Genomic DNA, 11,492 nt, shown 5'->3' with positions numbered 1-11,492 from the left:
ACACGCGCCAACTTCACGAAAGACTTGGCGCAGTGACCGGCAAAGGTTTGAGACACATGAAAGATACGAATAACATTCCCGCATTGATGGCAGATATTGGTGCTCGCGCAAAAGCCGCATCACAACAGCTGTCCACTGCGCCATCCAAGAGCAAACAGGATGCTCTTATTGCTGCCGCTCAGGCAGTTTGGGCTCGACGTTCGGAAATTATAGAAGCCAACGCCCTAGACCTCGATTTTGGTCGAAATAAGGGCCTGTCTGATGCGATGATGGACCGGTTGATGCTGGATGAAACCCGCATCCAAGGCATTGTTGATGGGCTAAGCGCCGTGGCTTTGCAGGATGACCCTGTAGGTCAGGTTCTGGAAGACTGGGACCAGCCATCGGGTCTGAACATACAACGCGTATGCACTCCGCTAGGCGTAATCGGCGTAATCTACGAAAGTCGGCCAAACGTCACCGCAGATGCCGGCGCGTTGTGTCTGAAATCTGGAAATGCGGTCATTTTGCGCGGCGGTTCCGAGAGTTTCCATTCAAGCCAGGCCATCCACAATTGCCTTGTCGAAGGGCTCAAATCTGCCGGTTTGCCTGCGGATAGTATTCAACTGGTTCCCACCCGCGACCGTGACGCCGTCAAGCAGCTGCTGACAATGACCGAATTTGTGGACGTGATTGTACCGCGTGGCGGTAAGGGACTGGTTGGACTTGTACAGCGTGAAGCTAGGGTGCCAGTGTTTGCGCATCTCGAAGGCATTGTGCACATCTATATCGACAAGGATGCCGATGCGCAAAAAGCGCTGGATGTGGTGCTGAATGCAAAGACCCGACGCACTGGTATCTGTGGTGCTGCTGAATGCCTTTTGATCCACAAAGACATTGCTGACACCGTAGGCAAAGATATCTTATCTGCCCTTGCTACAGCCGGCGTGGAAATTCTTGCGGAACCGGGGCTTGCAGGGCCTGAGGGCATGAAGACAGCAACCAAGGATGATTGGGGCCGTGAATTTCTGGACATGATCATTGCGGCTAAGCAAGTTGACAGTATTGATGAGGCTGTTTCTCATATCCGCCAATACCACTCACAACATACTGACTGCATTATCACTGAAGATCAGGCCGCGGCTCAGCAGTTCTTTGCAGAGCTGGACAGTGCCATTTTAATGCACAATGCATCAACGCAGTTTGCCGATGGTGGTGAATTTGGGATGGGGGCTGAGATTGGAATTGCCACTGGCAAAATGCATGCCCGCGGCCCGGTTGGCGCCGCCCAGCTAACCAGTTTCAAATACTTGGTCCGAGGCAACGGGACCGTTCGGAGCTAAAGAAAAGGCGCCGGAACAGTGTTCTGGCGCCTTATATCATTTGGTCAGATTAAAAGCTGATCGTGATCTTGTCTAAGCTTTGCTCAACACGCACGGTGCGGCCCATTGCCTTGGCAGACTCTGGCAGCAACGCAAATTGTACCAATGCTGGTGTGATCGTAGCCGTAGAATGGCCCCCGCTGACCCGAGCCCAAAGATCATCATCTATCTTGAGCTTGGTTGCTTCGCCAATAACTGTCCAGCTGCCGTCGGTGCAAAAAACCTTGACTGTTCCGCCAAACGGCATGGCGGTTTCCATGCATTGCAAAGCCAAAAACGCAAGGCGAACTTCGCGCCGGTTGCAGGGGTCTAGCGGGGTCCATTGAAATTGATGGCGCCCACCCTTGCTCATGTCATCAAGGACAGAAACGGTCTCGGCTCGGCTCAGTTGCTGGTCGCCTGCGCTGCCATAGGCAACACGAAAGAAACGAATGCGAGCGTTTGCGTTGCCAACACTGTCTGAAATCAATTCAAGCTCAGGCCCACCCAAGTCGCCGGACATTCCAAGCAACTCCAGTCCATTGTTGATTGCGCCTATCGGACTGATTAAGTCATGACAGATCCGAGACCCTATCAAAGCCGCCAAATTGACGTTATCTACACCCATGTCTTTCCTCCGAATTGGGCCAGTCCTTCATGAGTGACCTCAATGCAATTCTTGCGCCGGGAATGTTTGTCCGGCACCCAGACCATCCCGAATGGGGGCTGGGACAAGTTCAATCCAACGTTGGTGGCAAAATCACCGTCAATTTCCGCGATCATGGCAAATTGGTGATCGATGGATCCCGTATCGCCTTGGTCCCCGTCTTTGATCTTTGAAAACGGTTGATGAAGGGTTAACGGTTTACGTTGATTTTTCTTAAATATTGGCGCGTTCATCGCAAAACAGCACACTAGCACGCAACCCCGAAAAGTGACATTTTTCAACGATGCAAGACAACTCCTCTCAATTTACGGTCAAGATTTCGGAAACAGGCGAAGAATTGCGTGCAGCACAGGCTCTTCGCTATCAAGTTTTTGTAAAAGAGCTTGGTGGGGCAGGGGATCTCATTGATCATGAAGCGCAACTTGAGCGCGATCAGCTCGATGAGTTCTGCGATCATATGCTTATTATCGACACCTCTTCTGAAAAAGTGGTTGGGGTATATCGGTTGCTTCGTGAAGATCAGGCCCAAAAAGCCGGAAGTTTCTATACTGAATCCGAATACGACCTCACGGCACTGAGAAACAGCGGGCGAAAGCTTCTGGAACTAGGGCGTTCGTGTCTTCATCCCGACTACCGTGGCGGCACCGCAATGTTCCATTTGTGGAGTGGGCTAGCGGACTATGTAGAGGTCCACGAGGTTGAAATACTGTTTGGTGTTGCAAGTTTTCATGGAACTGAAGTTCAGAAGCTCGCAAACTCGTTGTCGATGCTGTTCAACAATCATCTCGCTCCAGCAGAAATCCGAGTGAGGGCTAAGAACTACCAGTCCATGGATCTCGTCCCAAAGGACCTGTTGGATCGGCGTCAAGCAATGCTAGAAATGCCATCCCTGATTAAAGCCTATCTTCGGTTGGGTGGAGTTGTGGGGGACGGTGCCTATATTGATCACGACTTCAACACGACTGATGTTTGCCTGGTTCTGGACGCGGCAAAGTTAAATGCAAGTCAGCGCCGAATTTACTCAAATGGACGAATGCAGAAATGACGACCAGCTGGCAAAGTGAAGACGCTCCAGACCCAATAAGGTACACTGCACCTGGGGTGGTGTTGGCGCTTTTTCGGGGTATAGCACTGGCGTGTTTAGTGTTTGGGGGCCTGTTGCTGCTGCTCATTGTGCGACTGCTTGAACGCCCGATCTTTGGAATGCGACGACCAATAACTCCGTTCATTACCCAGTTTGTTTGCCGATACGCGTTTGTCGTATTGGGGATTGGGTTCAAAAGCACCGGCGAGTTGATGACGCAGCGTGGCGCCGTGGTGGCAAACCATTCGTCTTGGCTCGATATTTTTGCACTCAACGCACGAAAACGGATCTATTTCGTTTCAAAGGCCGAGGTCGCGAAGTGGCCAGTAATTGGCTGGCTAGCTCGCGCAACTGGAACCGTGTTTATTGAGCGAAACCGCAAGAAGGCTAAAGAGCAAACTCAACTGTTTCAAAAGCGGCTGAAAGCAGATCATAAGCTACTGTTCTTCCCCGAAGGAACATCCACCGACGGACTGCGTGTTTTGTCATTTAAAACAACACTGTTTGCGGCATTCTTTGACGTGTCACTTCATGATTTCATGTGGGTGCAACCTGTCTCAGTGATATACCATGCTCCAAGAGGTGAGCCAGGTCGCTATTACGGCTGGTGGGGCGACATGCTCTTTGGCCCGCACTTGCTAAAAACTCTGGCGGCCACACGTCAGGGCAGTGTGGAATTGGTCTACCACTCTCCGGTGCGTGTTTCCGACTTCCGGGATCGAAAAACACTGGCAAAGTATTGCGAGGAAAAGGTGCGTGAAGGTCATGATCTGGCGCGTTGATCGTTCACTTTAAGAGAAGGCAAAGGGGGTGTCTTTTGCTCTTGCACCGTCTGCAATCCTGACTTATACGCGCGACATTCAAACCCGCAGGCGGGGTTTGGTCAGATCAGGGGAGAAATCCCTGATGGACCGCCGGTTGGAGCATCCGCTCTAAAACCCCCGCCGAGGATAAAACCGGAAAGGTAATACGAATATGGCTCTTCCTGAGTTCACTCTGCGTCAGCTGCTCGAAGCTGGTGTTCACTTTGGTCACCAGACACAGCGCTGGAACCCTCGCATGGGTCCGTACATCTACGGCGCACGCAACGGCATCCATATCATGGATCTGACACAGACTGTTCCAATGCTGGACCAGGCTCTGCAGGCGATCCACGACACCGTAGCCAAGGGCGGCCGCGTTCTGTTCGTTGGCACCAAGCGTCAGGCATCGACCCCAATCGCCGAAGCTGCTGAGAAATCTGCTCAGTATTTCATGAACCACCGCTGGTTGGGCGGTACATTGACCAACTGGAAAACTGTTTCCCAGTCGATCAAACGTCTAAAAGACATCGACGAGAAGATGGCTGTTGGCGCCGAAGGCCTGACCAAAAAAGAGCGTCTGGGCATGGAACGTGACCAGTCCAAGCTGCAAGCTTCTTTGGGCGGCATCAGCGAGATGGGCGGTGTGCCTGATCTGCTGTTCGTGATCGATGTTAAAAAAGAAGCACTGGCCATCGCCGAAGCCAACAAACTGGGCATCCCAGTTGTTGCAATCGTCGACACCAACTGCTCGCCTGATGGCGTAGACTACATCATCCCAGGCAACGATGACGCATCGCGCGCAATCTCGCTGTACTGTGACCTGGCAGCTCGCGCTGCTCTGGAAGGCATGTCGACTCAGCTGGGCGCCGCTGGCGTTGACCTGGGCGAGTTCGAAGAAGGCCTGACAGAAGAAGTTCCGGCTGAAGGCGCCGAAGCTTAATCTGCCTGTCACAGGTTTTACACATGGGGCAGGGTATGACCTGCCCCAAATCCGTTTTGATTTGAGGAGAGCCAAAAGATGGCAATCACAGCAGCACTCGTGAAAGAACTGCGCGACTCGACCGGCGCAGGCATGATGGACGCCAAGAAGGCGCTGACAGAAAACAATGGCGACATGGAAGCCGCCGTTGATTGGCTGCGCACCAAGGGCCTGGCCAAAGCTGCCAAGAAATCCGGCCGTACAGCTGCCGAAGGTCTGGTTGCAGTCAAGGTTGACGGTGGCAAGGGCGTTGCCGTTGAAGTGAACTCGGAAACCGACTTTGTTGGTAAGAACGCCGAATTCCAGGAAATGGTTGGCGGTATTGCCAAGGTTGCATTGGGTGTAAACGATGTTGAAGCGCTGAAATCAGCTGATATGGGCGGCCGGACTGTTGCAGAAGTTGTAACAGCTAAAGTTGCAACCGTTGGTGAGAACATGTCGGTTCGCCGCATGTCTGCTCTGGAAGGCGAAACTGTCGTTTCTTATGTCCACAACTCGGTTGTACCTGGCATGGGTAAAATCGGAGTTCTGGTTGCGCTGAACGGCGGCGACGATGCTCTGGGCAAACAGATTGCGATGCACATTGCCGCTGTTAACCCAGCCGCACTGAGCGAAGCTGATCTTGATGCTTCTGTTGTTGAAAAAGAAAAGCAAGTTCAGATGGACATCGCACGTGAATCTGGCAAGCCAGAAGCCGTGATCGAAAAGATGATCATCGGTCGGATGAAGAAATTCATCGGTGAATCGACATTGCTGAACCAGGCTTTTGTTGTGAACCCTGACCTGACTGTTGAAGCGGCTGCGAAAGAAGCTGGCGCGACAATCACAGGCTTTGTTCGTCTGGAAGTCGGCGAAGGCATCGAAGTTGTCAAAGAAGATTTTGCAGCTGAGGTTGCGAAGGTTTCCCAAGGCTAATACGCTTTTTGTAATGCGTTGTTATGACTTTGACCCGTTCCTATCTGGAGCGGGTCTTTTCATTTTGGCGGGGATATCTGCTCAAACAAAAAAAACGGAGCCGCATTTTCGCAGCTCCGTTTTCCTTTTGAAAGGAGTCCCTCTAGATGGGGATGGAAGGATCCCTTCTTAGGCTTTCGAACCGGTGCTGACTATACGCACCGGTTCAAAAAAATCAGGTTGAGCTAGAACTAAATAAAACCGCTTTCTCCCGAATGTCCCTTTGGCCAAAGCCACCACTCACGGAACAACCATAGAATGCGTTCAAACACGTTTACGTGGTAGTATTGAATACCTTACCTTTTCATTCCGCGCAAAATCAGCGTTGCGCTAAAATAATTTGAAGTCATGAATATCCTGTGATTTCAGGCCTCCATGACAAACATCTGGTTCTGAAGTGCGGCCTTCAACACTGCCTGTGCAGTGGTTTCGACACACAGTGCATCACGGGCCAAACGTAGGTGTTTCTCAACAGTGGCAGCCGTAAGGCCCATCAGGATTGCTATGTCCTGAGTGGTCTTGCCGTCACCAACCCATTGCAAAGCCTCACGCTGTCGCTTGGTTAGGCCACGGTTCGGCGGTGAATAGGGCAGGGAGAGGATTTTCAAGTGAGTGATGTTGTTAATGAGAACAATGTCATCCCCATGTTCAGACCACATTTCATCCAACTCGTACTGGCTGCAGCCTCGACGTCCGGCAAGCGATATGGCGCCTTTGAAACGATTAGAGATCGAATGAAAGCTAATTGTGTATCCGGCGGTCATCCCCATACGGACATTAAAGTCGATGACTTTCTTACCTTCATCACTCAGCTGCTGATTGGCCATCATCTCTTGGACCTGGCGCCAGCTGCACGCCCCCTCATTTTGCAGAGCCCATTGCGTCATAGGGGCATGAAAATAGAGCCCAGTATGCATAAAACCATTTAGGTATTCGCTGCAGTGGTTTGAAAGAATAACAAAATCATCTGGATCGCCTAAAGACGTTTCAGTTTTATATCGGGTATACCCATAAATCAGGCGCTCAAGACCGTATTGGGCCATCTGATCGACATGCCCAACCCACAACTCCTCCAAGCTGCGAGAACTCGCCACAAAATGCAGGTATTCCGTCAGCTTCATGTCTGCTCGCGCTCGTCCAGATGAGCACTTAATGCATCAATTGCAAGTAGGTAGCTCTTGGCTCCAAACCCGCAAATAACGCCAACAGCGACTTTAGAAATATACGATGTTTTTCGGAATTCTTCACGTGCATGGATGTTGGACAGATGAACCTCCACACATGGAAGCTCAACCGAAGCCAGGGCGTCCATCAAAGCAATCGAAGTATGCGTGTAAGCGCCTGCATTCAGAACTATTCCCTGATGGGTTCCCTTGGCAGCATGAATTGCATCAATCATCGAACCTTCATGGTTGGATTGATGAAAGGCCACTTCGATCCCTCGCGACTTAGCATAGCATGTGCATTTATTCTCTATCATTTCAAGAGTTTCAGCACCATATACCTCGGGTTGCCGAGTGCCCAGAAGGTTAAGGTTTGGCCCGTTTAAAACCAGAATACTGCGCATTTCGGATGGTTCCCTAGTTTTCTTTTGAAAGCACTATGACAGCCCACGCACCAAGACGAAAGGGAAGTTGTGAAATAACACTGGACTACAAACCTGAATTGAATCTTATGGCCAAATTGCAAAGCAAAATACGAATTGCATGCACAACGTTTTAGAATCTGCACCATGGGAAAATTCGATTCTATGCAGAACCCGTTTGGTCACTGTGAACCGCGACACTACAGAGAAATTAGGCATCTTGGTTTTCAACATTTGAATTGCTCTGAGATATAGAAACCAATGCCACCCATGCAGTCGTTATTGCTCAATAAACTTGCCTGCACCTGTCCGTTTTGCTTGTAACTTTACAAAGTAAATTGGCAGCATATTCTTCAATAAAACTTCAAGCCGAGGAGCTGGGCATGAGTGGGGACGAAAAAACTTTGGATCTGGCTGCGGTAGATTTGTATCTTAGAACTCACCTGAATGAGTTCAGCGGCCTCATCAGTGCAACAAAGTTTGAAACAGGCCAGTCCAATCCAACTTTCCTGATTAAGTCGCAAGTAAAGAACTATGTTCTGCGCCGCAAACCACCCGGAGTATTGTTAAAGTCGGCTCATGCTGTCGACAGGGAGTTCCGTGTTCAACGAGCGCTAGAGGACTCCCAGGTGCCAGTTCCTAAGATGTATTTGTTTTGTGATGACACCGACATCATAGGATCTCCCTTTTATGTCATGGAGCATCTCCCCGGGAAAAACTATGTTGAACCCACGCTAAAAGGATTAACCAACGAGGACCGGTCATCCGTATTTGATGAGATGGGTAAAGTTCTAGCGGCGCTACATAGTGTTGATGTGGACGCAGCTGGGCTCAGTGATTTTGGCGCCGCCGGAAACTACTTCGAACGACAGCTAAAGCGTTGGACCAAACAATATCGGGCCAGTGAAACACAGACCTATGCAGAAATGGATGAACTGATTAGCGCGTTGCAATCCTCATTGCCAGCTGATGATGGACAAAGCGGGCTCGTTCATGGCGACTTTAGAATAGACAACTTGATTTTTGATACCTCCCATCCGCGTTGCCTGGCGGTGCTTGACTGGGAGCTGTCAACCATAGGCCACCCATATGCCGATCTAGCTGGCGTCATAATGCAATGGCAGATGCCGCCAGGACTTGAGGGCAGGGGGCTGTCTGGGGTTGATCGACAGGCGCTTGGGCTGCCTTCAGATCAGGATTTTATCGACAGCTACTGCCGCCGCCGAGGGCTACCGGGAATAGATAACTTTGGGTTCTATCTTGCATTTAGCTTTTTCCGGATGGCCAGTATCCTTCAGGGCGTGATGAAAAGGGCAATTGATGGCAATGCTTCCAATCCCGAACATGCACTGCGGCTTGGTGGTTATGTTCCCTTATTTGCTAAAAACGGGTTGAAGTCACTTTCAAAGTGACCTGAAGGCAGGGGAGGTTACAACATGATGAAATTGAAGCATGTAAGCAGCATTAAGAAATGGCAGCATAATTATGTAATAACAAGAAAATTACCTGGAAGCTCCATCCTGATAAAACAAAGTGGGCGAGAGCTTCTCTTTACAGCCGTTGGTCTGCGAAACATCGAAGCGAACCTACCGTATACTCGAGATACCGTGGTTCGGCTGTATTCGATGACCAAACCAATCACATCTGCTGCAATCATGATCCTGGTTGAACGCGGACTAATTAGTCTCGATGCGCCTGTTTCGAACTTTATTCCTGAATTTTCTCAGGTGAGAACTCTCGTACCAGGTGCAGTCTCGATCAAAAATACGACGCAATCGGATCCACCAACAGTGCGGCAGCTGCTAACCCATACAGGCGGGTTCAGCTATCCCTTTAATACCGGCGTATTACCCTCAGCCATGGCACAGGAAGATTTGACATTTGGGCCAGGTATCACAAACCTGTCGGATCTTGCAACCCATTCAGCAAGCTATCCATTGGCGTTCGAACCAGGAAAACGTTGGGAATACTCTATTGGAATAGATATCTTAGGCCGCGTTATCGAAGTTGCGACACAGCAATGTCTTGCTGACTTCTTTACTACAGAAATCTTCGAACCATTAGGAATGACGGAAACAGGATTTCGCGTATCTTCTTGCTCGGGAAATCGGTTTGCCTCCTTATACAGCCCGCTAGATGGCCCAGTGACGTCCCTGGGCCCAGCTACGGCAACTGACGATACTTTACGCCTAGTTGACGAATTTAGGACGTCGCCATTTCGTGACACCAACATGATGTCAGGTGGAGGTGGATTGGTCGGAACCATAGATGACTACATGAAGTTTTGTGAAATGCTCCGGCTTGGTGGCACGTTTAACAACCAGACCATCCTAAAGCCAGAAACCATAGATTTCATGATGACCAACCAGTTGGACGGCGACATTGCATCAATGGGACCAACTAGCTTTGCCGAGCAACCCATGGAGGGCATGGGATTTGGCATCGGCGGAGCAGTTCTATTGGATCCAAAACGCGCGCAAGTAGCGGGATCTGTTGGAGATTTTAGCTGGGGTGGCATGGCATCTACGTTTTTTTGGATTGATCGTAAGAACCATTTTAGCGTGGTGTTTTTCACGCAACTGTCGCCGTCTAGTTCGTACCCAGCACGCGCAGAGTTAAAGGCATTGGTACAAAAATCCGTTTTGGACCTTTAATCATGTAAATGCTCGTGTCACCATAGTTTGTGCGTTTGCACGATACTGAAACTACAATAACAAGGCGTTTTAAATGTCTGATGCAGCAGCGACTTTGCTAAACTTGCTTGATCTCGAAACACTGGACAGAAACCTATACCGCGGCATCGGATCAGGTGGTGAAACTCCAACCCGGATCTATGGTGGCCAAGTCATTGCGCAGGCCCTGACAGCCGCATATGCGACTGTACCAGACCGTTTGTGCCACTCCTTACATGCGTATTTCATTCGGCCGGGTGATCCCTCAAGACCAGTAATCTATAATGTAGACCCGTCGCGGGATGGTGGCAGTTTTACAACCCGTCGCGTTGTTGCCATGCAGAACGGTAAGCAGATTCTAAACCTTGCCGCGTCATTTCACATCAATGAGGAGGGCTGGTCTCACCAGCATTCCATCCCAGAAGTACCAGGTCCCGACAACCTAATGTCGCGTGCCGCTCATCACAAAGCAAACGTGCATCGTATTGCAGAAAATTTGAAAGCAGACTTCATCCGCGAGCGCCCATTTGAGATTCGAGAAGTTGAGCCAAGAGACCCATTGGAACCTGTGGGAACAAGTGATGAAAATCAAATGTGGATTAGGATGAAAGCCGCCAAAGGCGCAGGTCCGCAATTGCAGCACATATTGATGGCCTATGCATCAGATTTTGGATTGCTAGGTTCGGCGCTTCGACCACATGGTTTGACCTGGTATAAGGAGAAGGCCATGACCGCCAGCTTAGATCATTCGATGTGGTTCCATGCTCCAGTAAATTTTGAAAACTGGCACTTGTACACAATGGATTCTCCGTTTGCTGGCAGTGGCCGTGGATTTAACCGAGGCGCTATTTACACCCAAGACGGACAGCTTGTGGCGAGTGTTGCACAGGAAGGATTGATGCGACCTTTGAAGCCGTAGATTTGTGGATTTCAACACCCAGATGTAATACGCAGTCAACTAAGCCTGTATTTTACATAATACCGATTATAAGATTCCGCGCACTGCGCTTGTACACGCCACCTCCCAAAGCGTTCCAATTTCAAAACACGGATCTAAGAAACGATCTCCTGCCGAGAGCACCCAACCAAATTTGCGCTGTACACCGTTGGTGGATGCCTACGTTCTCGCAGACGAAGTGGCCGAACACGCAGTTCTATTGTGCAAATTCAAAGCTATTAGATGAACAGAATTCTGAAACAGCTAGACGAACAGAATATGCATTCCAATCACTGAAAAATGCAGTAGCTGGCAAAAGTACAGAGCAGATGGTGAAATTTGCCGCCCATCTTGCAAAACTGAGACCGCTAGACGCTGCATATTCACAAAGTGATCTTGCGAATATGCAGCACTTAGCTGATATGAAACGGCCCTATTTCAGAAAGAAAACGGCTTTAGAGAGAAAAACTG

General features: G+C 50.0%; 12 protein-coding genes. 9 read left to right on the top strand and 3 right to left on the bottom strand.

Features of this window, described 5'->3' with window-relative positions; all coding sequences use genetic code 11:
* Positions 1-56 precede the first annotated feature (56 nt).
* Positions 57-1,322 carry a glutamate-5-semialdehyde dehydrogenase gene (locus tag AC2T28_RS06995; protein WP_486748256.1) on the top strand — a complete coding sequence of 422 codons (1,266 nt, stop codon included), beginning with the start codon at positions 57-59 and terminating at the stop codon, positions 1,320-1,322.
* 49 nt (positions 1,323-1,371) lie between these two features.
* Here AC2T28_RS06995 and AC2T28_RS06990 read toward each other — a convergent pair whose 3' ends face one another.
* The gene (locus AC2T28_RS06990) at positions 1,372-1,968 is read right to left on the bottom strand and encodes a histidine phosphotransferase family protein (RefSeq protein ID WP_486748255.1); all 597 of its coding nucleotides are present in this window, start codon (positions 1,966-1,968) and stop codon (positions 1,372-1,374) included.
* A gap of 29 nt (positions 1,969-1,997) precedes the next feature.
* Between AC2T28_RS06990 and AC2T28_RS06985 the strand changes: the two genes are divergently transcribed.
* The 5 genes from AC2T28_RS06985 to tsf all read left to right on the top strand — a co-directional run bounded on the left by AC2T28_RS06985 (position 1,998) and on the right by tsf (position 5,788).
* A complete protein-coding gene (locus AC2T28_RS06985) occupies positions 1,998-2,180 on the top strand; it encodes a DUF3553 domain-containing protein (RefSeq protein WP_486748254.1) in 183 nt (60 codons plus the stop codon).
* A 110-nt stretch (positions 2,181-2,290) separates the two neighbouring features.
* Complete coding sequence (olsB, locus tag AC2T28_RS06980; protein WP_486748253.1) at positions 2,291-3,052, top strand: L-ornithine N(alpha)-acyltransferase; 762 nt, start codon at positions 2,291-2,293, stop codon at positions 3,050-3,052.
* Positions 3,049-3,873 (top strand): lyso-ornithine lipid O-acyltransferase, encoded by an 825-nt coding sequence (gene olsA / locus AC2T28_RS06975; protein ID WP_486748950.1) that lies wholly within the window; start codon positions 3,049-3,051, stop codon positions 3,871-3,873. The genes olsB and olsA overlap by 4 nt, the downstream gene beginning before the upstream one ends.
* Before the next feature lie 193 nt (positions 3,874-4,066).
* Positions 4,067-4,834: a 30S ribosomal protein S2 gene (gene rpsB / locus AC2T28_RS06970; RefSeq protein WP_486748252.1), complete on the top strand. Its 768-nt coding sequence runs from the start codon at positions 4,067-4,069 to the stop codon at positions 4,832-4,834.
* A 78-nt stretch (positions 4,835-4,912) separates the two neighbouring features.
* A complete protein-coding gene (tsf, locus tag AC2T28_RS06965; protein ID WP_486748251.1) occupies positions 4,913-5,788 on the top strand; it encodes a translation elongation factor Ts in 876 nt (291 codons plus the stop codon).
* A 404-nt stretch (positions 5,789-6,192) separates the two neighbouring features.
* Here the strand turns inward: tsf and AC2T28_RS06960 are convergent, their stop codons facing one another.
* The gene (locus tag AC2T28_RS06960) at positions 6,193-6,948 is read right to left on the bottom strand and encodes an autoinducer binding domain-containing protein (RefSeq protein ID WP_486748250.1); all 756 of its coding nucleotides are present in this window, start codon (positions 6,946-6,948) and stop codon (positions 6,193-6,195) included.
* Entirely contained in the window at positions 6,945-7,394 is a 450-nt protein-coding gene (gene aroQ, locus AC2T28_RS06955) for a type II 3-dehydroquinate dehydratase (RefSeq protein WP_486748249.1), read from the bottom strand. Before aroQ ends, AC2T28_RS06960 begins: the two co-directional genes overlap by 4 nt.
* A 401-nt stretch (positions 7,395-7,795) precedes the next feature.
* Between aroQ and AC2T28_RS06950 the strand changes: the two genes are divergently transcribed.
* From AC2T28_RS06950 to AC2T28_RS06940, 3 genes are all read left to right on the top strand, one after another.
* A complete protein-coding gene (locus AC2T28_RS06950; RefSeq protein WP_486748248.1) occupies positions 7,796-8,824 on the top strand; it encodes a phosphotransferase in 1,029 nt (342 codons plus the stop codon).
* A 27-nt stretch (positions 8,825-8,851) separates the two neighbouring features.
* Positions 8,852-10,066 carry a serine hydrolase domain-containing protein gene (locus AC2T28_RS06945; protein ID WP_486748949.1) on the top strand — a complete coding sequence of 405 codons (1,215 nt, stop codon included), beginning with the start codon at positions 8,852-8,854 and terminating at the stop codon, positions 10,064-10,066.
* 73 nt (positions 10,067-10,139) lie between these two features.
* The gene (locus AC2T28_RS06940) at positions 10,140-11,003 is read left to right on the top strand and encodes an acyl-CoA thioesterase (protein WP_486748247.1); all 864 of its coding nucleotides are present in this window, start codon (positions 10,140-10,142) and stop codon (positions 11,001-11,003) included.
* Positions 11,004-11,492 lie beyond the last annotated feature (489 nt).

The sequence above is a fragment of the Parasedimentitalea nitratireducens genome, from assembly GCF_057444295.1.
The sequence above is the reverse complement of the archived record's forward strand: the minus strand, read 5'-3'. Positions and strand labels throughout refer to the sequence as shown.

Bases quoted from the DNA above. Each gene is read 5' to 3' on its own strand.
- aroQ (WP_486748249.1), bottom strand. From the start codon at position 7,394: ATGCGCAGTATTCTGGTTTTAAACGGGCCAAACCTTAACCTTCTGGGC.
- AC2T28_RS06940 (WP_486748247.1), top strand. From the start codon at position 10,140: ATGTCTGATGCAGCAGCGACTTTGCTAAACTTGCTTGATCTCGAAACA.
- AC2T28_RS06945 (WP_486748949.1), top strand. From the start codon at position 8,852: ATGAAATTGAAGCATGTAAGCAGCATTAAGAAATGGCAGCATAATTAT.
- AC2T28_RS06950 (WP_486748248.1), top strand. From the start codon at position 7,796: ATGAGTGGGGACGAAAAAACTTTGGATCTGGCTGCGGTAGATTTGTAT.
- AC2T28_RS06995 (WP_486748256.1), top strand. From the start codon at position 57: ATGAAAGATACGAATAACATTCCCGCATTGATGGCAGATATTGGTGCT.
- tsf (WP_486748251.1), top strand. From the start codon at position 4,913: ATGGCAATCACAGCAGCACTCGTGAAAGAACTGCGCGACTCGACCGGC.
- olsA (WP_486748950.1), top strand. From the start codon at position 3,049: ATGACGACCAGCTGGCAAAGTGAAGACGCTCCAGACCCAATAAGGTAC.
- rpsB (WP_486748252.1), top strand. From the start codon at position 4,067: ATGGCTCTTCCTGAGTTCACTCTGCGTCAGCTGCTCGAAGCTGGTGTT.
- AC2T28_RS06990 (WP_486748255.1), bottom strand. From the start codon at position 1,968: ATGGGTGTAGATAACGTCAATTTGGCGGCTTTGATAGGGTCTCGGATC.
- olsB (WP_486748253.1), top strand. From the start codon at position 2,291: ATGCAAGACAACTCCTCTCAATTTACGGTCAAGATTTCGGAAACAGGC.
- AC2T28_RS06985 (WP_486748254.1), top strand. From the start codon at position 1,998: ATGAGTGACCTCAATGCAATTCTTGCGCCGGGAATGTTTGTCCGGCAC.
- AC2T28_RS06960 (WP_486748250.1), bottom strand. From the start codon at position 6,948: ATGAAGCTGACGGAATACCTGCATTTTGTGGCGAGTTCTCGCAGCTTG.